Origin of the sequence: Nocardia sp. NPDC059228, assembly GCF_042754245.1 — a bacterium.
Taxonomy (GTDB): Bacteria; Actinomycetota; Actinomycetes; order Mycobacteriales; family Mycobacteriaceae; genus Nocardia.
Window position 1 is genome coordinate 100,565 of the sequence record NZ_JBHZAL010000019.1, and the last position, 24,512, is coordinate 125,076.

Annotated in this window: 26 protein-coding genes; 7 read left to right on the forward strand and 19 right to left on the reverse strand. The window is 67.1% G+C overall.

Annotated features, from left to right (window positions below):
- Positions 1–21 precede the first annotated feature (21 nt).
- Genes ACFXKA_RS26465 through ACFXKA_RS26480 form a run of 4 tightly spaced genes read right to left on the reverse strand, consistent with a single transcriptional unit; the run spans position 22 to position 4,261 of the window.
- Entirely contained in the window at positions 22–801 is a 780-nt protein-coding gene (locus ACFXKA_RS26465) for a 3-oxoacyl-ACP reductase (RefSeq protein ID WP_379429379.1), read from the reverse strand.
- Between the two features lie 10 nt (positions 802–811).
- Positions 812–2,173 carry an aldehyde dehydrogenase family protein gene (locus tag ACFXKA_RS26470; protein ID WP_379429330.1) on the reverse strand — a complete coding sequence of 454 codons (1,362 nt, stop codon included), beginning with the start codon at positions 2,171–2,173 and terminating at the stop codon, positions 812–814.
- Positions 2,170–2,913 carry a gamma-glutamyl-gamma-aminobutyrate hydrolase family protein gene (locus ACFXKA_RS26475; RefSeq protein ID WP_379429331.1) on the reverse strand — a complete coding sequence of 248 codons (744 nt, stop codon included), beginning with the start codon at positions 2,911–2,913 and terminating at the stop codon, positions 2,170–2,172. The genes ACFXKA_RS26470 and ACFXKA_RS26475 overlap by 4 nt, the downstream gene beginning before the upstream one ends.
- Positions 2,894–4,261: a glutamine synthetase family protein gene (locus ACFXKA_RS26480; RefSeq protein ID WP_354840152.1), complete on the reverse strand. Its 1,368-nt coding sequence runs from the start codon at positions 4,259–4,261 to the stop codon at positions 2,894–2,896. The genes ACFXKA_RS26475 and ACFXKA_RS26480 overlap by 20 nt, the downstream gene beginning before the upstream one ends.
- A 547-nt stretch (positions 4,262–4,808) precedes the next feature.
- On the opposite strand from ACFXKA_RS26480, the gene ACFXKA_RS26485 reads away from it, so the two are divergent.
- Entirely contained in the window at positions 4,809–5,351 is a 543-nt protein-coding gene (locus tag ACFXKA_RS26485) for an AAA family ATPase (protein ID WP_379429332.1), read from the forward strand.
- A gap of 78 nt (positions 5,352–5,429) precedes the next feature.
- Here ACFXKA_RS26485 and ACFXKA_RS26490 read toward each other — a convergent pair whose 3' ends face one another.
- From ACFXKA_RS26490 to ACFXKA_RS26505, 4 genes are all read right to left on the reverse strand, one after another.
- Positions 5,430–6,155: a methyltransferase domain-containing protein gene (locus ACFXKA_RS26490; protein WP_379429333.1), complete on the reverse strand. Its 726-nt coding sequence runs from the start codon at positions 6,153–6,155 to the stop codon at positions 5,430–5,432.
- A gap of 254 nt (positions 6,156–6,409) precedes the next feature.
- Complete coding sequence (locus ACFXKA_RS26495; protein WP_379429334.1) at positions 6,410–7,234, reverse strand: helix-turn-helix domain-containing protein; 825 nt, start codon at positions 7,232–7,234, stop codon at positions 6,410–6,412.
- Positions 7,231–7,755: a DUF6879 family protein gene (locus ACFXKA_RS26500; protein WP_379429335.1), complete on the reverse strand. Its 525-nt coding sequence runs from the start codon at positions 7,753–7,755 to the stop codon at positions 7,231–7,233. The genes ACFXKA_RS26495 and ACFXKA_RS26500 overlap by 4 nt, the downstream gene beginning before the upstream one ends.
- Positions 7,736–7,975, reverse strand: coding sequence for a hypothetical protein (locus ACFXKA_RS26505; RefSeq protein ID WP_379429336.1), 240 nt, complete (start codon positions 7,973–7,975; stop codon positions 7,736–7,738). Before ACFXKA_RS26505 ends, ACFXKA_RS26500 begins: the two co-directional genes overlap by 20 nt.
- A gap of 513 nt (positions 7,976–8,488) precedes the next feature.
- Here ACFXKA_RS26505 and ACFXKA_RS26510 point away from each other — a divergent pair.
- Positions 8,489–8,797 (forward strand): hypothetical protein, encoded by a 309-nt coding sequence (locus tag ACFXKA_RS26510; protein ID WP_379429337.1) that lies wholly within the window; start codon positions 8,489–8,491, stop codon positions 8,795–8,797.
- Between the two features lie 311 nt (positions 8,798–9,108).
- Here the strand turns inward: ACFXKA_RS26510 and ACFXKA_RS26515 are convergent, their stop codons facing one another.
- Positions 9,109–10,509, reverse strand: a complete 1,401-nt coding sequence (locus ACFXKA_RS26515; RefSeq protein WP_379429338.1) for an FAD-dependent oxidoreductase — start codon at positions 10,507–10,509, stop codon at positions 9,109–9,111.
- Between the two features lie 16 nt (positions 10,510–10,525).
- On the reverse strand, positions 10,526–11,413 hold the full coding sequence (locus ACFXKA_RS26520) for a diiron oxygenase (protein WP_379429339.1): 888 nt from the start codon (positions 11,411–11,413) through the stop codon (positions 10,526–10,528).
- Positions 11,414–11,928: 515 nt separating this feature from the next.
- On the opposite strand from ACFXKA_RS26520, the gene ACFXKA_RS26525 reads away from it, so the two are divergent.
- Positions 11,929–12,639, forward strand: a complete 711-nt coding sequence (locus ACFXKA_RS26525) for a carbon-nitrogen hydrolase family protein (protein WP_379429340.1) — start codon at positions 11,929–11,931, stop codon at positions 12,637–12,639.
- Positions 12,640–12,837: 198 nt separating this feature from the next.
- Here the strand turns inward: ACFXKA_RS26525 and ACFXKA_RS26530 are convergent, their stop codons facing one another.
- Complete coding sequence (locus ACFXKA_RS26530; RefSeq protein WP_379429341.1) at positions 12,838–13,860, reverse strand: MerR family transcriptional regulator; 1,023 nt, start codon at positions 13,858–13,860, stop codon at positions 12,838–12,840.
- A gap of 137 nt (positions 13,861–13,997) precedes the next feature.
- On the opposite strand from ACFXKA_RS26530, the gene acpM reads away from it, so the two are divergent.
- Together acpM and ACFXKA_RS26540 are read left to right on the forward strand one after the other, a co-directional pair.
- The gene (acpM, locus tag ACFXKA_RS26535) at positions 13,998–14,303 is read left to right on the forward strand and encodes a meromycolate extension acyl carrier protein AcpM (protein WP_354840185.1); all 306 of its coding nucleotides are present in this window, start codon (positions 13,998–14,000) and stop codon (positions 14,301–14,303) included.
- 43 nt (positions 14,304–14,346) lie between these two features.
- Positions 14,347–14,790: an SRPBCC domain-containing protein gene (locus tag ACFXKA_RS26540; RefSeq protein WP_379429342.1), complete on the forward strand. Its 444-nt coding sequence runs from the start codon at positions 14,347–14,349 to the stop codon at positions 14,788–14,790.
- Positions 14,791–15,379: 589 nt separating this feature from the next.
- Here ACFXKA_RS26540 and ACFXKA_RS26545 read toward each other — a convergent pair.
- Positions 15,380–16,159 carry a phosphotransferase gene (locus tag ACFXKA_RS26545; protein WP_379429343.1) on the reverse strand — a complete coding sequence of 260 codons (780 nt, stop codon included), beginning with the start codon at positions 16,157–16,159 and terminating at the stop codon, positions 15,380–15,382.
- A 225-nt stretch (positions 16,160–16,384) separates the two neighbouring features.
- Here ACFXKA_RS26545 and ACFXKA_RS26550 point away from each other — a divergent pair, with 225 nt between their 5' ends.
- Positions 16,385–16,870 carry a carboxymuconolactone decarboxylase family protein gene (locus ACFXKA_RS26550; protein ID WP_379429344.1) on the forward strand — a complete coding sequence of 162 codons (486 nt, stop codon included), beginning with the start codon at positions 16,385–16,387 and terminating at the stop codon, positions 16,868–16,870.
- A gap of 3 nt (positions 16,871–16,873) precedes the next feature.
- On the opposite strand, the gene ACFXKA_RS26555 is transcribed toward ACFXKA_RS26550, so the two are convergent.
- The 7 genes from ACFXKA_RS26555 to ACFXKA_RS26585 form a co-directional block, all read right to left on the reverse strand.
- Entirely contained in the window at positions 16,874–17,422 is a 549-nt protein-coding gene (locus tag ACFXKA_RS26555) for a hypothetical protein (protein ID WP_379429345.1), read from the reverse strand.
- Positions 17,419–18,540, reverse strand: a complete 1,122-nt coding sequence (locus ACFXKA_RS26560) for a hypothetical protein (protein ID WP_379429346.1) — start codon at positions 18,538–18,540, stop codon at positions 17,419–17,421. Before ACFXKA_RS26560 ends, ACFXKA_RS26555 begins: the two co-directional genes overlap by 4 nt.
- Positions 18,541–18,569: 29 nt before the next feature.
- Positions 18,570–18,977: a FixH family protein gene (locus ACFXKA_RS26565; protein ID WP_379429347.1), complete on the reverse strand. Its 408-nt coding sequence runs from the start codon at positions 18,975–18,977 to the stop codon at positions 18,570–18,572.
- A complete protein-coding gene (locus ACFXKA_RS26570) occupies positions 18,974–20,410 on the reverse strand; it encodes a hypothetical protein (RefSeq protein WP_379429348.1) in 1,437 nt (478 codons plus the stop codon). Before ACFXKA_RS26570 ends, ACFXKA_RS26565 begins: the two co-directional genes overlap by 4 nt.
- A 131-nt stretch (positions 20,411–20,541) precedes the next feature.
- Positions 20,542–20,940, reverse strand: a complete 399-nt coding sequence (locus ACFXKA_RS26575) for a hypothetical protein (RefSeq protein ID WP_354840214.1) — start codon at positions 20,938–20,940, stop codon at positions 20,542–20,544.
- Between the two features lie 201 nt (positions 20,941–21,141).
- Positions 21,142–22,278: a 2Fe-2S iron-sulfur cluster-binding protein gene (locus tag ACFXKA_RS26580; RefSeq protein ID WP_379429349.1), complete on the reverse strand. Its 1,137-nt coding sequence runs from the start codon at positions 22,276–22,278 to the stop codon at positions 21,142–21,144.
- A 12-nt stretch (positions 22,279–22,290) separates the two neighbouring features.
- Entirely contained in the window at positions 22,291–23,778 is a 1,488-nt protein-coding gene (locus ACFXKA_RS26585) for a phytoene desaturase family protein (protein ID WP_379429350.1), read from the reverse strand.
- 121 nt (positions 23,779–23,899) lie between these two features.
- On the opposite strand from ACFXKA_RS26585, the gene ACFXKA_RS26590 reads away from it, so the two are divergent.
- Complete coding sequence (locus tag ACFXKA_RS26590) at positions 23,900–24,466, forward strand: PadR family transcriptional regulator (RefSeq protein WP_354840223.1); 567 nt, start codon at positions 23,900–23,902, stop codon at positions 24,464–24,466.
- The last annotated feature ends 46 nt before the right edge of the window (positions 24,467–24,512 follow it).

Here is a 24,512-nt window from a genome sequence, read left to right on the forward strand (position 1 = left end):
CAGCGCCCGAAAACCGTTGCGCTACAGGGGCGTCACGTACGCGCCCGCAATACCGCCGTCGACCATGAACTGCGAGGCGGTGATGAAGGAGGCATCGTCGCTGGCTAGAAAGGCCACGGCCGCGGCGATCTCCTCCGGCTCGGCGAACCGGCCGACGGGAATGTGCACCAGGCGGCGCGCGGCGCGTTCGGGATCCTTGGCGAACAGCTCCTGCAACAGGGGAGTGTTGACCGGTCCGGGGCACAGCGCGTTCACGCGAATGCCCTGACGCGCGAACTGGACTCCCAGCTCCCGGCTCATGGCCAGCACGCCGCCCTTGGAGGCGGTGTAGGAGATCTGGGAGGTGGCCGCGCCCATGACGGCCACGAAGGACGCGGTATTGATGACCGAGCCGCGGCCGCGTTCGAGCATGTGCTCGATGGCGTACTTGCTGCACAGATACACCGAGGTCAGATTGACCTCCTGCACCCGTTTCCAGGCGTCGATGCCGGTGGTGAGGATCGAATCGTCCTCCGGCGGTGAGATGCCCGCGTTGTTGAATGCGATGTCGAGGCCGCCGTAGGTGTCGACGGCGGCCTGGAACAGGTCCCGCACCTGCTCCTCGTCGGTGACGTCGACCTTCACGTAGAGCCCGCCGGCCTCGGCTGCGGCGGCCTCGCCGCTGGTGGCGTCGATATCGGCGACCACGACCTTCGCGCCCTCCTGGGCGAAGCGCCGGACGGTGGCCAGCCCGATGCCGCTGCCGCCGCCGGTGACGACCGCGACTCGATCCTGTAAGCGCTGCAACGTATCTCCTTCGATGAGGGGCGGGTTACTCGGTGGCGAGGAAGACGTTCTTGGTCTCGGTGAAGGCGCGCGCGGCGTCGGGGCCGAGTTCGCGGCCCAGCCCGGACTGCTTGAATCCGCCGAACGGCGTCCAATAGCGCACGGAGGAGTGGGAATTCACCGAAAGGTTCCCGGCCTCGACCCCGCGGGCCACCCGCAGCGCCCGCCCGACATCGCTGGTCCAGATGGAGCCGGACAGGCCGTAGTCGGTGTCGTTGGCGATGCGCAGGGCGTCGGCCTCGTCCTCGAAGGGCACCACCGCCACGACCGGGCCGAACACCTCCTCGGTGAGCACCCGGTCCTCGGGGCTCGACGGGAGGACGACGGTGGGGGCGAACCAGTATCCGGGGCCGTCGGGGCGGGCGCCGGTGAACGCCACCTTGGTCGACGGTTCGAGGAATCCGGCGACGCGGTCGCGGTGGGCGGCGGAGATGAGCGGGCCCATCTCGGTCGACTCGTCGGACGGATCACCCACCCGCACGCCCTGGACCGCGGGTTCGAGCAGTCCCAGGAAGCGGTCGAAGACGCTGCGCTGCACCAGGATCCGGGAGCGGGCGCAGCAGTCCTGACCGGCATTGTCGAAGACGCCGTAGGGCGCGGTGGCGGCGGCTCGCTCGAGGTCCGCGTCGGCGAACACGATATTGGCGCTCTTGCCGCCCAATTCGAGGGTCACCCGCTTCACCTGCTCGGCGCAGCCGGCCATGATCTGCTTGCCCACCTCGGTGGAACCGGTGAACACCACCTTGCGTACGGCCGGATGGGTGACGAAACGAGCCCCGACCACCGCGCCGCGACCCGGGATCACCTGGAAGACGTCCTCGGGCAGGCCCGCCTCCACGGCGAGCTCGCCGAGCCGGATGGCGGTGAGCGGGGTGAGCTCGGCCGGTTTGAGGACGACGGTGTTCCCGGCGGCCAGCGCGGGACCGAAGCCCCAGGCCGCGATGGGCATGGGGAAGTTCCAGGGCACGATGATGCCGACCACGCCCAGCGGCTCGCAGAAGGTGATGTTCACGCCGCCCGGGACCGGAATCTGATTGCCCAGCAGGCGTTCCGGCATGCCCGCGCTGTAGTGCAGGACGTCGCGGACGTTGCCGGCCTCCCAGCGGGCATTGCCGATGGTGTGGCCGGCATTGCTGACCTCGAGCCGGGCCAGCTGCTCGATCTCGACGTCCACCGCCTCGGCGAAGCGGCGCAGCAGCCGCGCCCGGTCGCCGGGGGCGACGGCGCGCCAGCTCGCCGTCGCCCGGTGCGCGCGTTCGATGGCGGCGTCGGTGGCGGCCGTGTCGGCCGCGGGGATGGTGGCCAGCACCTGCTCGGTGGCGGGATTGACGATGTCGGTGGTTGTCACGGGGTGCGCTCCTTTCCGTACTGTGCCGCATGGTCGACCAGGGCCCGCATGAGGCGGAGGTCGGTCGGGTTCTCCTCGGGATGCCATTGCACTCCCAGCAGGAACGGGCCGTCGCGGGTCTCGGCGGCCTCGATGACGCCGTCCGCTGAGTGTGCGGTGGCGGTGAGGCCGGGGGCGAGCGTGCCGATGGCCTGATGGTGGTGACAGTGCGCCTTCGCCTCGGGGCCCACGATGGCGGCGAGGCGGCTGCCGGGAACGGTGGTGACGGTGTTGACCGTGAAGACGCCGGGGGAGCGGGAGTGGTCGGTGTGCCCGACGGCATCCGGGACGTGCTGCAGCAGGGTGCCGCCCAGGGCGACATTCACCAATTGCAGACCGCGGCAGACGGCCAGGACCGGCAGGCCCGCGGCGCGGGCGAGCGCGAAGAGCCCGAACTCGGACTCGTCGCGGTCGGGGCGCAGGCCGCCGGTGGCGGGATGCGGTAGCGCGCCGTAGCGGGCGGGATCGAGGTCCGCGCCGCCGGTGAGCACCAGGCCGTCGAGGCGGTCGACGAGCTCGGGGCGCGGAGTTCCGGTGGGCGGCAACAGGACCGGGATGCCGCCCGCGTGTTCGGTGAGGTCGACGTAGGTGCGGGCCAGCACCGCGGCGTCGACGTCCCAGTGGCCGAAGCGGGCGCGTTCGGAGTAGGTGGGCAGGCCGATGACGGGCCGGTGGCCGGGGTCAGAGTCGTTCGAAGCCACGGATCCGCTCCCAGTCGGTCACCGCCGCGTCGAAGGCGTCCAGCTCGACCTGCGCGGCATTGCGGTAGTGCCGCACCACCTCCGGGCCGAACGCCTTCTGGGCGATCTTGCTGTCGCCGAACAGCTGCGCGGCCTCGCGCAGGGTGTGCGGGACGCGCGGGCGGTGCGAACGGTAGGCGTTGCCGTGGAACTCCGGCTCCAGCGGGAGCTGCTGCTCGATACCGTGCAGGCCGGCCGCGATGGCCGCGGCGACCGCCAGATACGGGTTCACATCGCCGCCCGGGATGCGGTTCTCCAAGCGCAGCGACGGGCCGTGGCCGACGACGCGCAGGGCGCAGGTGCGATTGTCGCGGCCCCAGGCCAGGGCGGTGGGCGCGAAGCTGCCGGCCTGGAATCGTTTGTAGGAGTTGATGTTCGGGGCCAGCAGGTAGGTGAGTTCGCGCAGGCAGTCCAGCTGGCCCGCGATGAAGTGGCGCATCAGGGCCGAGGGGTCGTCGCCGTCGGCGAAGACCGGCTCGCCCGCGCTGTTGCGCAGGCTCAGATGGATGTGGCAGGAATTGCCTTCCCGCTCATTGTATTTCGCCATGAAGGTGATGCTGCGGCCCTCCTGGGCGGCAATCTCCTTGGCTCCGGTCTTGTAGATGGTGTGGTTGTCGCAGGTGACCAGGGCCTCGTCGTAGCGGAAGGCGATCTCGTGCTGACCGGGATTGCATTCGCCCTTGGCGGACTCGACATACATTCCCGCGCCGGACATGTCGGTGCGGATGCGGCGCAGCAGCGGTTCGATGCGGGCGGTGCCGAGCATCGAGTAGTCGACGTTGTACTGGTTGGCGGGGGTGAGATCGCGGTAACCGCTGCGGAAGGCGGACTCGTAGGTGTCGTCGAAGACGAGAAATTCGAGTTCCGTGCCGACATAGGCGGACAGGCCGCGCTCGGCCAGGCGATCCAGCTGGGCACGCAGCACCTGCCGGGGTGAGGCGGCCACGGGCTGCCCGGGCCGGCCGTGCGGGTCCACCTGCTCGACGTCGCAGAGCACCAGCGCGGTGCCCGGCCACCACGGCACCAGCCGCAGCGTGCCCAGATCCGGGCGCAGCACGAAATCGCCGTAGCCGGTGTCCCAGGAGGACATCTCGTAGCCGTCGACCGTGGTCATCTCCACGTCGACGGCCAGCAGATAATTGCACGCCTCCGTCGCCCGATCCAGTACCTCCTCCACGAAATACCGTGCCGAACAACGCTTTCCCTGTAATCGCCCCTGCATGTCGGTCATGGCCACCAGCACCGTGTCCAGCGTTCCCGCCTCGACCCGCGCCACCAGCTCCGCCACGCTCAGCATCCCGGCCCGCATTCTTGACCCCTCTCGACGTCAACCCCGCTCACGCTAGGCGAACCCGGGCTCCGTGTGTGCCCGAATACGGCAAGTGATGACCCGCGTGTCCATACCGTTTCGGCGCTGGAGGCCGGTGCCGTGTGGGCGAACGGCTCGATGCGTCGAGAAGCGCCGGCCGGCGCTAGAGGCCGACGTCGGTGAGAATCCGCCACGTGATCGGCGCGGCGAGACCCAGGACGGTCAGGACGATCAGCAGTGCGAGGACAGTGCTCGTCAAACAACCGCCGCCGGCGCCGCCACCGCCCCCGCCGCGTGCCAGCCGTCCCGATTCCTGGGCTGCCCCGAGCGCCCGTCGTGAGGCCTCGGACCCCTGCCAGTGCGGAGAGTTCATCGCCGTGCCGCCTTTCCTCCCGAATATGCCGACACCGCAACAGTATTGACCGACAGGGCGCGCCGAATCCGCCGAAGTACTCAGCGCCGTTACTCACGGCCGGAGAGTCGGGCGGCTCGCCGGGAGCGGAAATGCCGCTGCGGGCATGGCGGCCCGTCGGCTACCGTCCGGACCATGCCCGGTCCTGGTGAATCCTCCGCTGTCTATCTGATCACCGGTATTCAAGCCGCCGGGAAATCGACCGTGGCGCAGGCCCTCGCCGAGCGGCTGCCGCGCTCGGCCCATGTGCGTGGTGACATCTTCCGGCGTTTCCTGGTGGGCGGGCGCGCCGACATGACCCCCGAGCCGAGTCCCGAAGCGCTCGAACAGCTCCGCCTGCGGTACCGCCTCGCCGCCGAGGTGGCCGACTCCTACGCGGCGGCGGGGTTCACGGCGGTGGTGCAGGATGTCGTGCTCGGCGACCTACTGCCCTACCTGATCGACCGTATCCGCACCGATCCGCTCTACGTCGTGGTGCTCGCCCCGAGTCCGGACGCGGTGGCGCGGCGCGAGGCCGCCCGCCCGAAGAACGCGTACGGAGCCTTCACCGTGAATGATCTGGACAGTGTCCTGCGCGCCGAAACCCCGCCCCTCGGCCTGTGGCTCGACAGCTCCGACCTCACCGTCGGCGAGACGGTCGACGCGATCCTCGCGGATGCCCGGCCCCTGGCCCGCTGACGAACGCTGCTGGGAAGCCCGACTCTGGAAGGCCCGTCCCAACATCCTCAGCGCCTCAATGCCCAGGCTCGGGCGCGATCACTCACTGTCACGAGGGCCCTTGCGACACACCATCATTTGATCGGCGCCCTTCTGGAATTCGTACTCGACATCGACGAGGTCGCTGGTGATACCGAGTTCCAGAAGGTCGCCGCGCAGTTCGTCCAGCCGCGGATAGACCTGTGCCGATCCGGTGGGCACCAGAGGGAAGATCCGCACTTCGCCGCGGCTGACCCGGATCAGCTCGGTGATCGCGCGCACGTGGAAGTCGTATCCGAGCCCGTCGGCATAGGAGAAGAGCAGATGTGAGCTCAGCACCAAGTCGAAGGTGTTGTCAGGGAACGGAAGTCGAGGCAGCTCCGCGGGGACGTATCGATCCGGATTTCGCTGCCGATCGGCGACGAAGAGCTCGACCGCCGACCGCCGCCGCCGATGGTGATCATCCGGATCGGTGAAGAACGTCCAGCAGTAGTCGCCGACATGGGCCCGAACATACCGATCGCCACGATCGCTCTGATCCCGGCACATTTCTCCGACCTCAACGCCATCGAACTCGAAATACGCCGCGTCACAGGCGGTCACATCACCCCCCGACCCCGCCGCCTCGGCGGCGAAGCTTGCCGCCCCAGCAGGGCAATCAAGGATCCGACCCCCGAGATCTGCTGCCCCGATACCGAACATCGCCCGATACTCATCCAGCCCCCGCGAGGTAATCAGAAACCCACCCACCCCATCGCCAGAGCCCGCGTCATCCCCAAAACTCATCCGCGATCTCTCTTCCTCTCGAATCAGCCACACCGACCGGAACAGGAAGCCGCAGAACACAAATCATGGCCGCCCGATGTGGCGGCCCAAACGCACAGTTCAAAGCCGCTGAGACAGCGGCCACCAACCCTGCGCGAACATCATCACGCCCCGATTAGACCACACGCCCCGATCGGCGACCAGCGAATTCCCCTTGGCCAGTGGGTAACCACTCGAGGTCCGTAAAACACGCGCCTGCCTTCGTGAGGGTTCCGCTAACTAGCTCTCGTTTCGAGAGCGCGCTGGATCAGCACCCGTGCCGCTTCGCCCTTGGCGGCGTGCTTCGCCAGAATTTGGAAGGCTCGCTCGTACAGGGCGACCTCGCGTGGCTGGGTAACCGTGAGCTCGGCGCTGACGGTCTCTACCTGTACCTGTCGAATGTCGTACATCAGGAAGTTGGTCACTGGGACGCGAAAGCGCGCTGTTCGCGGAATGATCCCGAGAGCGAGACGAGACGAACGGACCTGGGCGACCAGGTGTTCCAGCTGGCCGACCATGATCCCATCGGACCCGACTGTCGTATACAACGCCTGCTCGGCAAGCAAGAAATGAAATCGCTTCGCGCCCTTACGCAGAACCTGCTGACGCTCCATTCGTGCGGATACTGCGGCGGCGAGATCATCGGGGCCGCCGATGAATTGGATGCACTCTCGCAGTATCTCGGTCGCGTAGTCCTGTGTCTGCAGCAGGCCGGGAACCAGGTCGGGATCATACCCGCGGATCAGCTTGGATTCGGTCTCGAGCTGCCCCGTCTTCTTCTGGGCGTTGTGGGATTGGATCCGCTTCCACTCCAACCAAGCGGCTTCGACGTTTCGGACGGTGGCGATCAGGTCGCCCACTTGTAGAGGTGCGTCGGTCAGCGCACACCAGGTATGAATGTCCTGCTCGGTGGGCGTCTGCTTGCCATGTTCGTACCGGGAGACTTTGGAGTTGTCCCAGCCTGCGAGCCTGGCCAGCTCCAGGCCGGTGAGGCCCGATTGTTTCCTGAGTTCTCGGAGCCGCGCGCCGAGAGTTTCGCGTGCTTGCTGGACGCTGCTCACTGCTTGATTCGGTATTCCCTGTGAGGTGTTGCCAAGCTCCACACACGGTCACGGACGGCCGCGCAGTACGCGACGATCCTCGGGTCGCGGGTCACCGCGAACCCTCCCAAGGTTCCGTCCGGTCTGAAGACCGTGAAAGCTAGTGTGTCGTCATCGAAAAGCCACCAGTCGTCGGTAGTGATTTCGGCAGAGGCGATTACGTGGCGGGGAAGCCAACGGATGTCCTCACCGGAGTCGATATTGCTCTCCGTCGTGGCGAACAGGAACCGCGTGTAGTCGGTGTGGGGCTCGGTGACCACCCGAACCCGCTGCACCGCGCGTCCCGAGCTTGTCACCTCTCGCATGAGGTCATCCCAGTGCCGCCACTCGGGGTCGTATTCGAACTCGCCGGTGTCGAGGAACTTCTCCAGTGCTGCGGCTTCGTCCTCTACCGCGTAGCTGTCCTGGACCTCCAAATGGAACGCTCGAAACCGGCAGTCCCTGAACAGCTGTTCCTGCTCATTACTGGTGATTAATTCCATCGTCCGGACGGATTTCCTTTCCCCTCGGTACTTCGATGCTTCGTTCTCCGGCGGGCGGTTTGATGACCGTCAGTGCGGTCGCGTCGGTGACCGGCTCGCCGGCCAGGACGAACGTGCCGTGCCCGGTGTCCTCGAGCAGGGTACCCAGACAGGTTCCGTATTCGAGGTACGCCAGCAGGGCGTGCGGGATCTCGATGTGCCGAGAATCTCGTTGCGGCACCTCCCATCCCAGTACGACGTACGTATCTCGGTCCGAGGCGTACAGGGTTGGAGAGCCTCCGTTGCGAGTGTTGGTTCCGAGGAGACGCAATTGCATTACCGGTACCTCACAATCAGAGTTTGTGTGAATGCATCTGAGCGTGACACCAGTTGCCAGTTCAGGTCAATGGTTTGCGGCGAAAGGCTGCAAAGATCTACAAACTGCTGGTCAATGGCCTGCAGCTGTCCGTAGCGTAAGTCCCGGCGCTCAGGGCCGGTGATCTTGCACCTTCCGTCCGGTCCACAGCTGCCGCATCAACGGCGGACAGAGGGCGAGATGTATAGGCGTACAAGGCTCTTCGAATTCTCCGGCGGTCTGATCGAGCTCCAGGACGATGGGGGCGAGGACGACGACTGTGCCGGGTTCTACGTCGACTTCCACGGAGCTATCCCGCTCGACGGACACCAGGAGTCAGGGGTGAATATGCGATACAAGCCAACATGTCTCGGCTACCTCCGGACGGATGTTTCGGGGATGGGCCAGCTTTGGGACGAGACCCAGGTGCGGAGGCTCGCCGAGCGCTACGGCTACGACCTGGCCGAGGTGGTCGTCTACGACCCGAAATCGGGCCGGCCGCCGCTGGCCCGGCTGAAGGCCCAAGCCACCCGCCTCGACGCGGAAGCGGTCATCGTTCCCGGACCGGAGCATTTCACCGACGGGCAGATACCCAGCTCACTGGTGCGGCGGCTGGACGTCATCACCATCCATCCCGAGGAAACCCACGCCCGCCGTGCGGTGATGCCACTTCTGTGGTCGGTCAAGCCGCGGGACCGCGATCGCTGAGGCCCGGCTCCACGCCACTGAGCCCGACCCTCGAGGTCCGTGGCCGCCCAGACGGGCTATGTCACTCGCTGAAGTCTTCGACCACGTCGCGGATGAACGGCCAGTCCAACCGTTCTGAACGCGCACCACGGCTGAGGAATTGGCGCGAAAATGCTGTCCGAGAACGGTTTGTGCGGGATTGCACCGGTCGTCCGCGACTCGGCGGCCGTGCTGGCGGGTTCGGTCAGCGTGAAATGCGGCTGGGGCTCAATGGGTCACCGCATCACCGCATGGATGATCGTGTCAGCGTGGGGGTTTGGGTGCGAACCAGCTCACATGGCCGTGCCCCTCTGGTGGGTCGGGCGGGTCAGATGAAGGTCGATCGCCAGTTGCTCGACTGTTTCGGCTGCGCAGACGCGGTTCTCGCCGATTCCGCCGTGTGCACCGCGTTTGGCCCATCCGACGACGTACACGCCGTGCAGAGGATCCCTGGTTGTCGGAGAAATGACTCTGCCGTTTCGGTTGAGGATCTGACCGTTGTGTGTGTCGGGGAGTCCGTCGATATGCGCGGTGCGGAACCCGATGGCACGAACCACTGTGCTGGCCAGGAACGTGTGCCCGCCGGTCGTATACACGCTCAATTCGCCGGTTCCCGTCGACTCGATGTTCGTCACGTGCTGTTCGAAGCAGAACACGACCGGCAGCCGGGTGTCGTCTCGATCGTTCGGATCGGGGTGGTTCATCGCCGGTCTCAGCGGTTGGCCGGCTGCGGAGACGGGTTCATGGTCCAGGGTTCTGGTCGTGTGTATCGACAGATTGGGCAGGGCCAGGATGTCCTGCATGGCGGGGGTGGCAAATGCGGACCGGTCTGCGCAAGCACGGGACAGCACGGTCACCTGTGTCAGTGCGGCGATGCTCGGAGATGTGCCGTGTTGGTGGGCGAGATATCTGATCACCTCGAGGGCGACGTTCCCGGCGCCGATGATGAGGCAATGCGGCCCGAGGGTCGGCGGCTCGGTGGGGGATGAGTTGTTCACGCCGGCAAGGACATCGAGTGCGTCGTACACACCGACGGGCAATGCCGAGTCGGATCGGGTGAGGGGGCGGGGAATCGAGGCGCCGTGGGCGAAGACCACGGCGTCGAACCGGCGGCGCAAGGCTTCGAGGGAGAGATCGCGGCCGATCTCGGTGTTGTAGACGACGTTGACCCGGTCGTCGCCGAATGGCACATCGAACAGGCTCAGCATTTCGCGCAGGCCCGCGTCCGGTGCGATGGCGGTACGCAGCAGGCCGCCGAGGTGGGCGTGGCGTTCGTAGACGGTGACGTCGACGAAGCTGGACCGCCGCAGCAGCTCACGAATGGTGTACATGGCGGCGGGGCCGGCGCCGACGACTGCGATGCGGGGCCGTCGCCCACCGACGCTCGAAGGCCGTGGGAGAGGCGTTGTTGGTAGCCGGCCGGGTGTGGTTCGGGGCCCGCTGTGTGCGAAGTAGTCGCTGTTGCGGCGGAGATGGTGTTGTTCGGTCGCGGTGAGGGCGTGGTCGGGCTTGATCGCTGAGGTGGGGCAGGCGTCGACGCAGGCGGTGCAGTCGATGCAGGAGCTCGGGTCGATGTGCAGTGTCGGCGTGGTGGCGAAGTCGGGGTCGCCGGGGCGGGGACGGATGCAGTCGCGCGGACAGGCGTTCAGGCAGGAGACGTCCTTGCAGCAGTGTCCCAGGATGACGTGGGCCATAATCGCTTTCGAGAGGTCAGAGCAGGTTCGAGGCGCGGTAGATACGTCGAGCGACCCGGTTGAGCAGGCCCTCGCGGTGGAGGAACTCGATGAACGAGGCGGTGGCAGAGCGGAACATCATGCGGTGGTGCTCGTTGGCGTCGATCGCGGATTTCACCTCCGGCCAGCGCAGTCCGAGTTCTTCGTAGACGCGCCGGTTGATCAGGCTCTTGGCTACGACGTGGGTTCCGACGGCGATGGCGATCGTGCTCAGGAACCGTCGTGGCCGCGAGATGGTGGTGAGTTGGTCGCGAATGCGGCGGCGGGCGAAGGCCATGTGCCGTGATTCCTCGACGACGTGAATGTAGGAGGTGCGGCGTATCGCGTCGGCGACCGTCGCGTCTCTCATCCAGTCGCGTTGCATGGCGTCGAAGATTTCCTCCCCGGCCAGCACGATCCCGTAGGCGACCTCGTGCCAGGCGAACATCGCGAAGAGCCGGCCCAGCAGTTTCTGCAGCCGGTCGTGGGGATAGAAGTGTGCTCCGATGCTGTCGACGCCCTTGATGAACATCAGCGAATGCAGATTCTCGTCGGCGCATTCGTTGAGCAGAAACGCGATGTCGGGGCGAGCGGGGTCGGCACCGTGATTGGCGCGCAACAGCGCGACTTGTAGTCCGACTTCGAGCCAGATCGCGATACCGAGGAACTGTGCCACTTCGCAGCGGGTCAACAGGATTCGTTGCTGCTCCGACATCGACGCCCAGATCGGAGTGTCGAACAGCGGCGACCACTGCGCGGTCATTCCGTAGCGCTGATCGGAGTCGGGCCCCGGCTCATACAGCTCCGGACATCGTGGGTCGAACGATAGTCGCTGTGCCGACTGGATCAGTGTGTGGAAGAACTGATCCTGCTCGGTAGCTACCACTGCTGAACTCCTCTGCTCGGTCATGTTTCACGCTGGTTGGCGCGCGGCCGGGCTTCCTTTTTCCTCCGCGGTGTTCTCGACGGCCTGGCGAACAGGGATGGCTGTCGACGGACCTATCCCCGGAACGGAGAGGCTCTGCGACTGCGCATCCCGCCGCGCAGACCGTCGCGCCTGGAATTCGCTGAAAGTGCCAACACTGCAAATCATTTTGGAGAGATCAGGCTTCCTCTGCCGTGCACGATGAGCCGTGTCCGGACGTGACGCACCGCGCAGGCCGAGGATGGTTCAGGGAGTATAGGCGTTGGTGAGGGTGGCGATGTTGTCCAGGGCGTCGAGAGTGTCGCGGATGGTCATTTGGCGGGCCCAGGCGCCGGCCTGTGGTGTCGAGGAATTCGCGCATCGGGCGGATAGTGATGGCAGGCGGGCGGGGGCTGGAGGGATTGGCACACCCGATCGAGGAAAGCGCCGACCGCGTAGGTCACTGCGTTCACATTGTGCGGCGTAGTCTGCGGCGCATGAGAGTTGCCGCGGCACAGTTCACTTGCGCACCTACCGATGTCCGGGCCAATATCGGACAAATGGTCAGGCTCGCTGAACAGGCAGGCGCAGACTCCGCCGAGTTGATCGTGTTTCCGGAGTTGGCGGTGACCGGATACGAACTGGCCGCTACCGCAGCTGATGAGAGGTTGTGGCTCCGCGCCGATGACCCTCGCCTGGATCCGCTGCGCACCACCGGGATAGCGACCGTTGTGAACTGCGCTGCCCCCGCCCTCGACGGTCACCGTCCCGTGATCGCCACTTACGTCTACAGCGCCGCCGGCGATCTGCTCACCACCTATCACAAACAGCGTTTGTTCGAGGAAGAGCAGCAGTTCTTCACCTCCGCGGACAAGGACGGCCGCTTCGAACTCCAGGGTTTACGTTTCTCCCTCGCCACCTGCTTCGACAACCATTTCCCCGGCTTGGTCGACCGAATCGCCGACGATGGCTGTGACGTCCATCTGGCCAGCGCCCTGTACGGCACCGGTCGCGGCATCGCCGAACGTGCGTCGATCTATCCCGGCATCGCCGACCGCGCGGACGTTTACGTGGCCCTTGCCAACCACGTGGGGCCTGCGGGCCCGGTCACCGGGTGCGGCCGCGCCGCCCTGTGGGACACCGACGGAACCCTGCTGGCAGAGGCCGACGAACAGACACCGATGTTCGCCGTCGCCGATATCGGCTAGCAATGGCCACACGGCAGTGACCGGAGTGCGAACCATCCCCGCTGCAATCGGCATTCCCGCGCACTGCCAGTGGCCGGTCAGCCGCCCGAGATGACGCCCGCCCGTTGACCTTCCGTAGCCACACCCGGCACCCCCGAGGCACCCGAGACCCTACGAGCGCGGAGGACCCTGCCCGCGTCGGCAGGTTCGATCGGCGTGTCAGCGATATGAGAGTGGGCAGCCAGGTATGACGCATGGCGTCGGTGATGTGGATCGGCGTGGTGAATTCATGGGAGTGAATCTGGGCGGCTGTGCATCGGTGAGGTCGGTGGAATGAGCCAGGGCGTTGTACAGCCAGGCGTGGGCTCGTCCGATAGTGACGCGAGGTCCGAGGAACCGTTCTGTCAGAGCCCAGTAACGGTGAATCCGGTGGTCGGAATCGGTTGCGTCGATCAGCAATTGCTCGCGGAAACGCGGGGAGTCACGTTCCCCTCGCGCCTCGGCATGGGCGTTGACGAATCGGTCGAGTTCGGTGCCGGCATGCGGCCGAACATCTTTCGCTACGAGTGGCACCACGTCCACCATGACGTTGTCCATGCTGATGTACAGCGCTCGAGGGTTGCGGATCAGCTCTGGTCGATTCCGCCAGTACTGCTGTCGCACAATACTGGTCATGTCCGGCTCGGCCACCAGAGCGGCCAATTCGGCATACGCGACAACCTCGTCGACGGACGGATCAGCAGGCGGCTCCGGGACATTCCAGCACACCCACCTATCGCTGTCGCACCGCGGGATCGGTGCGAGAATGCGCCGCCAGAACCGGATGAGGCAATCGTGCACCGCACCACCGTCCTGCGCGGCGGCCAGCAACGCGAGTCGCTGGGCCCGCTGTGCCGGGGCAACCGTCTCCATGGCCCGCAGTGACGCCCGCCGCCATGCCAGCGACCTGAATTCGATATCGAGCCGGGCACTTTCGGCAGCGATGGCGTCTGCCATCGATCGCTCTCCCCGCAGCACACCGGTGATCGAGTCCAGCCCGAGACCGAGCCCGCGCAACCGCCGCACCAGCAGCAGTCGTTCGGTGGCGCTGTCGGCGTCGAATATCCGATGCCCGCCTGTGCTGCGCTGGGATTCCAGAATGCCTTCGTCGCAGTAGAACCGGATCGTTCGCACCGGAAGTCCGGTGCTGCGCGCCAACTCCCCGATGCTCACCAGCACACCGGATCGTGTGTCATCCGTCACAACCTGTTGAACCTCCACCCCACTGGAGCTTTTAGCGTACTGGGCACTCCCGTCCGACCCCGACAGCGAAAACCGAAGCGGTCGTGGAGGACGAGCGGAGTACTACGCATATGTCGTCACACCGAGGAGAGTGTTTCGTGGCTACCACGCAAGAAGAAATCGTCGCCGGCATCGCGGAGATCATCGAGGAGGTGACGGGTATCGAGGCCGCCGAGGTCGCGATCGAGAAGTCTTTCGTCGACGACCTGGACATCGACTCGTTGTCACTGGTGGAGATCGCTGTCCAGCTGGAGGACAAGTACAGCGTGAAAGTCCCCGATGAGGACCTTGCGAGCCTGAGAACCGTCGGCGACGCGGTTGCCTACGTCCAGAGGATGGAGGCGGAGAAGCCGCAGCTCGCCGCGGAAATGGAAGCGAAATACAAGGAAGGCCAGGCGAATTGAGCAGCCTGGAGGCCGTTTCGCCCCTTGTCGCGGTGGTGAGCCGGTGATTGCTGATCCACAGTTGAATCCCGCCGCAGTCGAGCTCGGCAGCTTCTTCCGGCAGCCACCAGAAGCTGTATGGCGCGCGCTGACGGAGCCGGATCTGCTGGAGCGGTGGCTGCTTCGACCGACCGGGTTCGCCGCCTCGGCCGGAACTCACTTCCGATTCGCCATCCCGGACTCGTCGCCGAACGAGATCATCTGCGAGGTGCTGGCGGCCCGGCCGTGCGAGCAGTTGACCTACAGCTGGACATACCGGCAGGCCGAGTACCCCGCCCGGTGGATTGTCGACTGGACGCTGCAGCCGCAGGGTCGTGGCACAGGACTTCTGCTGACGCAGACAGGTTTCGACATCGAAGACCGCCGGCAGAAAATGGTACGCAACGCCATGGAACGCAGCTGGAAACGACTCGTCCTGCCGCGGCTCGGTGAGGTGATCCACCACTGAAAGCGCCCCTGGGAGTCGGGGCTGCACACCGGCGCGACGGCGAACTACTGTCCCGGTCCTATTCATATTTCGAAAGGTTCGAAACCATGTATTTCATCTCGATGGCGTTAGGGATGTTCGGCCCACTGCTCGTACCCACAGGAAGCTCGAACTGTTGGATGGACAGCACCGCTCCCGCGTGCTGGCCTCACTAGATTGATTCTCGCGACTGGGCGGGCGGAATTGCCGCCCACCCAGCCGCCCTGTCGCCAGCTTGCGCGCCAGGTATCGCACAACACGTGTGCCTTGCGCGCGGCTCGTCGGGCGGGGTCGTTCCAGCCCTGACTCCCAACCGTCTGCGGTACGCCGGACGTCGTGCTGCGCAACCGAATTCGAGACGCACCGAAGCGATCATGTTTTACCCGCCGACGTCGATGCTGGCCGATCGTTCTCGGTGGCGAGGTGCCCTGCCGGGATCGGCATCGCCGCGACCGGAAGTCAGGAGTGCATCTGAATGCTCTGCACAGCAATATATTCTGCCTACTGCGGCATCGAGTGTTCTTGCGGGCGAGGAGTATTCGGAGGCGCGTGCGTCCGAGTCCGGAGGCGATCAGTCCTCGGCGAGGGACAGTCTGTCGAGCAGGCCGGTCAATCCGCTGTGGACGATGTCGTCATCGCCTCTGTCCAAGCCGTAGGTCACTTCGTGCCATGGCCCGAGTTGATGCCAGACCGATGCTCGGCGGCGGAGGTCGTCGGTGAGGCCGTAAGCGGCGGCGACTGCGTCGGCGAAGGGTGTAGGTGCGCCGAACAGTGGCCATGCCAGGTCATTCGCTGCGTCGCCGAGATGGACATCGCCGAAGTCGATCACACCGGCGATATGGTTTTCGTCCACCAAGACGTGTTCCGGGCCGAGATCGCCGTGGACGACCGTATCCGCGGGGAATCCCACGACGGCATCGAGGACCGTCAGCGCCGAATCATGTTGTGCCGCTGGGATCAACGGCACGACCTCGGTTCGGAAACGGTCGATCATTACAGCCCGGGTGCGCCTGGTTTCGGCCGCTGATGGCAGTCCGTGCCGCATCGCCTCGGCCGCGGGGCTGTCGTGCAGGGCGCGAAGAAATCCTCCCAGCGCGAGCCCGTGCCGGGTCCCGGCGGACTCGATGGACGTCCCGGGGACCAGGGCATGACGCACGATCAATGGTGTCTCGCTCACCACCCGGGGGATCGGCACCTGCAGGGGCAACAGTGGTGCCAGCCAAGGCATCAGCTGGGTTTCACGCCGCAGTTGGCCGGCGACCTCTGGCCGGCGCGGTCTCCTGTCGACCCACGCTCCGTCGATCAACGTGGCAAAGCAATCCCATCCATCGGAAAACCCCACGCAGCCCACGGTACGACACGGGCCAATACTCAACCGGCGCCCCCGCGATCCAAACGTGCACTGCCACGGCGAAATGGGCAGGAAGCCGCTGCTCGTCGGCGCAGAGTGCCGCGATTGGTCCGATCGTCTGCCGCAGCTGGGACATGTGGTCTGTGTCATAGCGGGGCGATGTCACAAATCCGGGGTGTCCGGCACCTCATGGTCGTCCCACTGACGATGAAGGAGATGGACGCTATGAGTGCTCGGCTCGATATGTTCGCGAATGAGGTCGGTGCGAAGTTCGCCAAGCGGTTTGCGAACGCCAGTCTGGTGATCACGCAGTCGGAGGTGCCGAAAACGATTCAGGAGCTGGTGAGCTTGCGGGCCAGTCAGATCAATGGGTGTGGCTTTTGTACCGATGCGCACAGCAAGGAGCTGGCGGCCGCGGGGGAGCCGCCGGTTCGGATCAATCTGGTGGCGACCTGGCGGGAGGCGTCGGTGTTCAGCGAGGCGGAACAGGCGGCGCTGGCCTTCGCCGAGGAGGGCACCAGGCTGGCGGATGCCCACCTCGGGGTCTCCGACGAGACCTGGGCGCAGGTTCGGAAACACTACGACGACAACCAGACCGCGGCGCTGGTGGCGCTGGTGGCCATGATCAACGCCGCCAACCGGCTCGGTGTCATCCTGCATCAGCAGGGTGGGTCCTACGAGCCGGGCATGTTCACCGGGGCCACCGACTGACCGTCAGACGGGCTGCGGGGCCGTGACCGGTCGGCGGCTGCGGCGCCAGGCATAGGCGAGGAAGGCGATCAGGCCGATCAGCGGAATCGTGCTGACGGCCCAGCTCACACCCAGTGGGGGACCGGGCTGCTGGAGAACCGGGAGGTTCGCCAGATCGCCTTCACCGCGGCCCTGGGGGCCGTCGATGACGAAGTGGAAGGTCCACGCGCCCTGCTCATCCAGGGAGCGCACGTCCAGGCCCCAGACGTCGCGCTTGCGCGGGTGCCGCGACAGCGGTTCGGCGCGGCGCACCTTGCCGTTGGGCTGGTACTCGGTGAGCGTGCCGGTCTTGTCCGCGATGCCCCCGTCGGGGATGAAGGTGAAGTCCAGCGATTGCATTGCGCGCAAAGGCCATTCGCTGAACCCCACGGTCAGCGAGTAGGGCCCGGCCTGCACGTGCTCGGTGTGCACGATATTGACGGGCTGATACGCAGACGCTGTCGCGGCAGTGCCCGCGGTCAGCCCGAGAATCGCGAGAATCGTTGCGGCGGTGGCGAGTAGACGGTTGATCATGCGCTGACCTTCTCGGACGGGGCGGACAGCCGCAGCATGTCGCCGAAGCGCCAGCCCAGGTAGCCGCCGAGCGCACCCAGCAGCGCGGCCGCGACCGTGGTGGCGATGATGACGGAGGCGTGCGAGAGGCGGGCGTCGTAGATGATCACCTGCTGCACGGGATTGAACCCGCCGATGATCGCCCCGCCGAGCCCACCGGCCAGCGCGGGCAGCAGGCGCGCCGGGCTGTCGGTGCGCCGCAGCAGCAGATCGATCACGATGCCCACCGGGATCAGGCAGAACGGAATGAGCGCCGGGGTCGCCGGAATGCCCCGGATGTGTTCGCGCATGGGCAATCCCACGAAATCGGCGTAGGCGCGCGCCGCCCACGGAGCGAACCACCAGAACACGCCCTGGATCGCCGAGGAGAACACGGCGGTGACGGTCGCGCCCCACCGCTGGAATCCAGCACCCACGACCATCAGCAGAATCACCATGAACGCGGTGACCGCGACCGTCCACCGCACGGTCCCGGTGCTCAGCCGCTGCACCGCCAGCGCGGTGACGGTGCTCGAGGTCGCCAGGTGCGCCAGCGCGAACAGCGCGCCGATCCGCCCCCACAGATGGGCCCGCGCCGCCCCGAACACGATCACCGTGCCCACCGAGATCACCGTGCTGGACAGGAACAGCCCGATGTGCGGCGGCGAGTCGATGATCGCGTCGAATCCGTAGAGGCTGTGCCACCACAGATCCCACAGTCCGTAGAGCAGGAACGACGCCGCACCCAACGCCGCCACCATGTACCCGAGCGGCGCGGTGAATGTCCGCCCGAACACGCTGATCCCGGGCCCGCCCAGCGCACCGTCCACCCGCCGCCCCGCCCGGCCCGCGGCCGAGGTGACGAGAATGACCGTGAGACCGGTGAATCCGGCGATCGCCGCACTGGCATAGATGAACAGGTGCGGCAGCGTGAAGAAGGTATCGGGCCCGACATCGGAGTGCCACTGGATGTCCCAGGTCGACCCGACGGCGAAGGTCATGCTGGCCGCGAACAGGATGGCCGCGGGTAGCCAGGGGCGGATGGTGATCGGTGCGGTCGCCTCGGCGGTGAGCCCGCGACCGTTGGCGGTGAGGTCCATGGTCTGCTCCTGATCCTCTTTCCTTCGATTCAGTTGGCCTGGACGGAGAAGGTGGCGCTGCCGGATCCCGGTGCGCCGGACAGTTTCACGGCGATCTCCCACTGCCCCGGCATGGGCAGCGTCACGGTCGCCCGGTAGTGCCCGGGCGTGACGACCGCGGCGGTGCTCGGCGGGAGCGCGTGGCCCATCTGCGGCATGGCGGGCTCCACCGAGACGCGATCCGGGGTGGCGGCGGTGCCGTGCTGGTCGGTGATGTCGAGGTCGACGGTGTTGTCGCCGGTGTGCGCCGATCCGCCGGAGACGCGCAGCTGCACCTGGTAGGGCCCGGCGGCACTGCGCGGCACCGGTTTCGCGCTGCCGGACGGCCACAGCCACCAGGTCAGCAGCGCGGCCACCAGCACGACGATCGCCGCGATCAGTCCTGTGCGCCTGGTCATTGCGGAACCCCCGCTCGGACGTCGACCGTGGTCGGAATGGTCATGACGGAATAGCCGCGCTCGGCCTGCGCCCACACCAGGTACCGGCCGGGCAGCGGAAAAGTGAAGGTGAACGCCACATTCGGGCCGTAGGCGGCGACGGTCTCGTCCGGCGGCTGGGCGCCGACGGCCGGCATCGGGGCCATGGCGTGGGCGTGCGCCCAGATCGGCGCCGTCGCCGCGGACGTCCCGGCGGGCACGCCGTCCGGCAGCGGGCCGACCGCGATGAGATGGCCGATCATCCCCAGCCAGGGCTGTAGATCCGCGGCGCCGCCGTAGGCCGCGGTGAGGGTAACGGGTTCGCCCGCGATCGCCTCGGTGGTCGTCAGAGTTGTCCCGCTCGGTGCGGGATCGGCCGCGCCGGAACCGGATCGACCGCCGACGTGCAGCGCGGACCGCAGCAGCTGCACACCCCCGCCGCGCCGGGCGATCTCCGCCGCGACCGCGTAATCGCCGGACTCCCCGAGCCCCAGGCCGACCCGATACTCCCCGGGCGCGGTGCGGATCGGATGCCGATGCCAGAACGTCCCGGACGGCCCGACCACCATGAGGTGCAGCAGCGCGTCATCGGTGACCAGCAGATCGTCCACGGGCCGGCCCGTCGCCGAATCGGTCAGTGACAGCTGGACTTCCGTCGGTTGCCCCGCGACCGCGGGCTGCGCACGCACGGTCAGATTCACCGGAGGCCGTGAATAATTCGTGGTCAGCGGCAGATCGCGTTCGGGGAACGGATTGCCGATATTGCCGGACGTGGGATCGAGCAGGCTGCCCGCCGGCCGCGGCTGCGGCGCACTCGAGGACAGCACCGCCCCCGTGGTCCCGACGGTCAGCGCGGCGATGAGCGCGCCCACCGGAATCAGTGTCGGCCAGCCTCTTTTCGAGAGGAGGGCGGTACCCAGCGCGACCAGTAGCAGCACACCCGCCGCGAAGAAGCCCCCGTAGGCTGCCCGCTCCCATGGCGTCACCACGCGCGCGGCGACGAGGAACGGAATCCGGGCGGTCCGTTCGCCGTCCGAGACCGACAGCTCCCACGGCCCGGCATGATCCACCCGCAACGTCGTGGCATACAGCCCCGGCCGATCCGCGAGTTCGACCGTGCCCGAGGAGGTCTCGCCACCCTGATCGACCGGCGCGGCGCTGACCGTCAGCGCCCCGGCCGCCGACCCGGCATGGCTCACCACCTCGACGCGCAGCGGTCCCGGCTCGGCCCGCCGGATCACCACCGTGAGCTCGCGTGCCCCCAGCGATTGCGCCACCGTCAGATCACCCCCGCTCCCCGCGCCATCGGCCCGGGCATCGGGCGCGGACGCGAAATCCCACCCCAGCAGGAACGCGCAGAGCACGCCCACCACCAGGCATGCGCCGCGCAGGCGAACGATCAACGGCGGCTGCACTGTTCCGAAGCTACCGAAAAACCGCGGCCCGGAAATCCCACCCGCGGGGGATGTCTCCTCGGGGTGCGGTCAGGGTAGGGTCCCGGGCCCCGCTGGGACGGGTTGCCCCGTGGCGCGAGTCGTTTCAGCGGCTAGGCCAAGGCGTTCCGGAGCCAGCCGGGCCCGGCCGTCGTCGCACCGAGCGCCTCGACCCGAGCTCGCAAACCACGATCGGCCGTCACCACGAGCACCGAACCCGGCCGGGCCCCGGCCTTTCCGGCCTCGGCCGCGACCACCTCGACAATGGCGTCGTCCCCGGAACCCTCCGCGAGCACCACCCGCAGTTCGGCCCCCGCGCTGTCGGCAGCGGCCTTGGCGGCCCCTTCGAGTACCACGACCACGTCCGTCACTTCGGGCAGTCGCTCCCGCAACGGACCCAGCTCCCCGAGCAACCGCCGCGCCGCCCCGGCCCGATCCCGCCACCACCCATCCGGCCGCGAACCCACCACATTGGCCGCGTCCACCACAACCACCAGCCCGGCATCCTCCACCGCCTCAGTCTCCACCGCCGGCGCCGAACCGCCGCGATCAGGTGCACAGGTCGCAGCCCGAGGGCCGTGGCGCTCCACGGCCCTCGGTCACCTCGACACCCGCCGGGTCGGATCCCGTGAGTGTGAACCTGTTCCCGGGACGAGGCTCTCGGCCCGGTTCGCGCCGTTGCGCGCGGCCCGGGCCGAGCTGGTGGAGAAGAGTCAGAGGTCGAGTTCGACGTCGGTGAGGGGGTAGGCGACGCAGGAGTGGGTGTAGCCGGTGGCGGCGTCGGAGAGGCGGAGTTCGGCTTCGGCGGCGGTGTGGACTTCGCCCTTCAGGACACGGATGCGGCAGAGGCTGCATTCGCCGGAGCGGCAGGCGGCTTCGGGTCGGATGCCGTTGTCTTCGAGGGCATCGAGGAGGGGACGGGCGCGTGGAGTGCGGAACGTGGTGTCGCGGACGGTGACCGTGACCTCCTCGGCGGGGTCGGCGGTAGTGGGCCAGTGCGGCTGGGCGGTGGGGTCGCTGGGAGCGCCGTTGGCTTCGAAGCGGATTCGCTTGCGGGGGTGGCCCAGGGCGGTGAGCTGCTCCAGCGCGTAGGGGTAGAGAGCCTGGGGGCCGCAGACGTAGACCATGCGGTTGCCGAGGGGGCCGGTCAGGTCGGAAATGGTATCGGCGGACAGGAATCCGGTGCGGCCCGTCCAGTCGGGGGAGGGGTCGGCGATGACGTGATCGACGGTGATGCCGGGCTGGGTGGCAAAGGTATCGAGTTCCTCGCGGAACAGGATGTCGGAGGCGTCGCGCGAACCATAGATCAGATGGAATTCGCGGACCGGCCCGCGGTCGGTGAGCTCGCGGATCATGCTCATGGCCGGTGCGACGCCCGAACCGCCCGCCAGGAACACCACGCGGTCACCGTGGAAGAGCGGATTGTGGTGGAAGGTCCCCATCGGCCCGGTGGTGGTGAGCACCTGGCCCGCCTCGACGGTGTCGAGGAGGAGATTGCTGATCCGGCCGCCCGGCACCCGCCGCACCGTCAGGTCGTAGAAGCCGAGTTCCGTGGGGCTGGAGGAAATCGCGAACGGCCGGCTGGTGCCGTCGAAGAAGACGTTGACGTACTGGCCCGCCAGAAATGGCGGCAGCGTCGCGCCGTCGAGGCCGCGCAGCCGGAATGTCTTGGCGGACACGGTTTCTTCGAGCACGGCCTCCACTCGCAGCAGCAGCCGCTTGGGATGGTAGGCGTCCACGATGGCGCGGGCTTCCGCACTGCGGTCGCGGGTTTCGGGCATCCGGGCCTCGATCTCGTCGAGAATGGCTGCCGCGCCGTCGAATCGGGTGGCGAGGGGGTGTCGTTTCACGATGTGCTCCGTTCAGGCGGCCTGGGTGCGCAGCAGGCGGCGCGCGACGCGGGCCCCGGCCTCGAGTGTGGGTTGGAATCCGCCCATGCCGGACCAGGAACCGGCGACGTGCAGTCCGGGGACATGGGTTTCGCGTTCGCTGTTGCGGAACAGCCAGCCCTCGGTGGCATCCTGGTCGTAGCCGTAGATGGACCCGCCCGGATGACCCAGATACCGCATCATGGTCAAAGGCGTTGCCACATCGACCTCTTCGATGGCGTCGCGGATACCCGGCGTCACCGCCTCACACAGATCCAGCAGCGTCTCGGCGAAGGCGAACTTGGTGCGCGCGTACTCCGCCGGCACCACGTTCTTCCAGATGTCGGCGTACTGCAACGTCATCAGGCTGACATGGGTGGTCCCCGCCGGTGCGAACCCGATGGGCGCGACATCGTAGGAGCTGACACAGATGCCGCGCGCCGGCTCGAACGACTTCCACGCCCGGTAGGTGCGATCGTCGTCGGTGTCCCGGTTGACGAACGTCGTGCTGGTGGTGAACCCGAGCTCCGCGGGCGTCGCGTCCAGGCCCATGTGCAGCACGAACCCGGACACCCCGATCCGCCTGGTGGCCAGATCGTTTCGCACCGCCGCCGGCACCGCGATCCCGTCGAGCATGGCGTAGGTGGTGGGCAGCGAGGCATTCGACACCACCTCGGGCGCGGTCACCTCGGCCTCGTCCTCGAGCCGCACCCCGAGCACCCGCCCGCCCGCGGTGAGAATCGCCTCGACCCCGGTGTTGAACCGCACCTGCCCGCCCGCCTGCAGGAACGAGTCGAGTATCGCCGCCGACATGGCCTGCGACCCGCCGCGCACATGCCACGGTTTGAACTCGAAGTAGGCGAACAGCGTCAGCGCCAGATCCTGGAACCGCAGCTTGGACGGCGGCTGGCCGAGATAGGTCCAGTACATGGCGAGCGCGACCTTGATCCGGTCATCATCGAAGTATTCGTCGAGCACCTGCTGCAGCGGGCGCAGCCCGTACCGGAAAAGCACCGGATCGATCTGGTCGGCGGGCATCCCGCGCATGGCCGCGATCTGCCAGAACGTCACCTGCTTGATCAGCTCGAAGAACCGCGCCACCCGATCCCGGCTGCCCGGGAACTCGGCATCGAGGACGTCGATCGCCGCATCCCAGTCGGCCGGAATCGTCACATCCAGCCGGCCGGGGACGACCGCCCGGTACAGATCGTGCTCCTGCACGAACTCCAGCCGATCCGCGATCCCCAGCTGCTGGAACAGCCCCTCGCGCAAGGAGATCGGCTGTCCTTCCACGCCCACCCCGGACAGCTGGTGCAGCGCCACCTCGAACTCGAATCGCCCGCGCCGGAACGAGGTTCCGCAGCCGCCGGGCACATTGTGCCGCTCCACCAGCAGCGTCCGCGCCCCCGCGCGCTGCAGCGTGGCCGCGGCGGTCAGTCCGGCATTGCCCGCGCCGATGACGATGGCGTCGTAGTCGTGCATGCCCACCTCCAATAGTCAATTAATTGAGTAGATGAATCGCACTGTAGCCACCGTGTGTTGCGGTGTCTACGGAAAACCAGACAACAAATTTAATAATCGCCGATGGTGGTAGCCTGGGCGGATGGCGCTACGCAACGCGGTTCTGGCCACCTTGCTGGAGGGGGAGGCATCGGGCTACGACCTGGCCAAGGGCTTCGACGCCTCGGTCGCCAACTTCTGGCTGGCCACCCCGCAGCAGCTCTACAAGGAGCTCGAGCGCATGGCCGCCGAGGGGCTCATCGAGACCCGCGTCGTCGAGCAGGAGCGCCGCCCCAACAAGCGCCTGCACTCCATCACCCCGGCCGGGCGGGCGGCGCTGCACGCGTTCATCGCCGAGCCCTCCAAACCGACCGCCATCCGCGACGAGATGATGGTGAAGGTCCAGGCCATGGAGGCCGAGGACGCCCCCGCCGTGCGGGCGGCCGTCGCCGAGAAACTGGAATGGTCGAAGGCGAAACTGGCCCGCTACGAACGACTGCGCGGCCGCCTGCTGGACGGGCGCAGCGAGCAGGCCTACCTCGCCGAGGTCGACCGCATCGGCCCGTACCTGAGCCTGCTGCGCGGAATCGCCTTCGAGCAGGAGAACATTCGCTGGGCCGAGTTCGCGCTGCCGGTCATCGACCGGCGCATCGCCGCACACTCGCGGTAACCGGTCACCCGCCGTCGGGGCCGTCCCGGTTGATACGGTGTCCGCC

Bases quoted from the DNA above. Each gene is read 5' to 3' on its own strand.
- ACFXKA_RS26555 (WP_379429345.1), bottom strand. From the start codon at position 17,422: ATGATCAACCGTCTACTCGCCACCGCCGCAACGATTCTCGCGATTCTC.
- ACFXKA_RS26485 (WP_379429332.1), top strand. From the start codon at position 4,809: ATGCCCGGTCCTGGTGAATCCTCCGCTGTCTATCTGATCACCGGTATT.
- ACFXKA_RS26510 (WP_379429337.1), top strand. From the start codon at position 8,489: ATGGGCCAGCTTTGGGACGAGACCCAGGTGCGGAGGCTCGCCGAGCGC.
- ACFXKA_RS26515 (WP_379429338.1), bottom strand. From the start codon at position 10,509: ATGGCCCACGTCATCCTGGGACACTGCTGCAAGGACGTCTCCTGCCTG.
- ACFXKA_RS26525 (WP_379429340.1), top strand. From the start codon at position 11,929: ATGAGAGTTGCCGCGGCACAGTTCACTTGCGCACCTACCGATGTCCGG.
- ACFXKA_RS26560 (WP_379429346.1), bottom strand. From the start codon at position 18,540: ATGGACCTCACCGCCAACGGTCGCGGGCTCACCGCCGAGGCGACCGCA.
- ACFXKA_RS26480 (WP_354840152.1), bottom strand. From the start codon at position 4,261: ATGCGGGCCGGGATGCTGAGCGTGGCGGAGCTGGTGGCGCGGGTCGAG.
- ACFXKA_RS26585 (WP_379429350.1), bottom strand. From the start codon at position 23,778: ATGCACGACTACGACGCCATCGTCATCGGCGCGGGCAATGCCGGACTG.
- ACFXKA_RS26550 (WP_379429344.1), top strand. From the start codon at position 16,385: ATGAGTGCTCGGCTCGATATGTTCGCGAATGAGGTCGGTGCGAAGTTC.
- ACFXKA_RS26490 (WP_379429333.1), bottom strand. From the start codon at position 6,155: ATGAGTTTTGGGGATGACGCGGGCTCTGGCGATGGGGTGGGTGGGTTT.
- ACFXKA_RS26565 (WP_379429347.1), bottom strand. From the start codon at position 18,977: ATGACCAGGCGCACAGGACTGATCGCGGCGATCGTCGTGCTGGTGGCC.
- ACFXKA_RS26500 (WP_379429335.1), bottom strand. From the start codon at position 7,755: ATGGAATTAATCACCAGTAATGAGCAGGAACAGCTGTTCAGGGACTGC.
- ACFXKA_RS26590 (WP_354840223.1), top strand. From the start codon at position 23,900: ATGGCGCTACGCAACGCGGTTCTGGCCACCTTGCTGGAGGGGGAGGCA.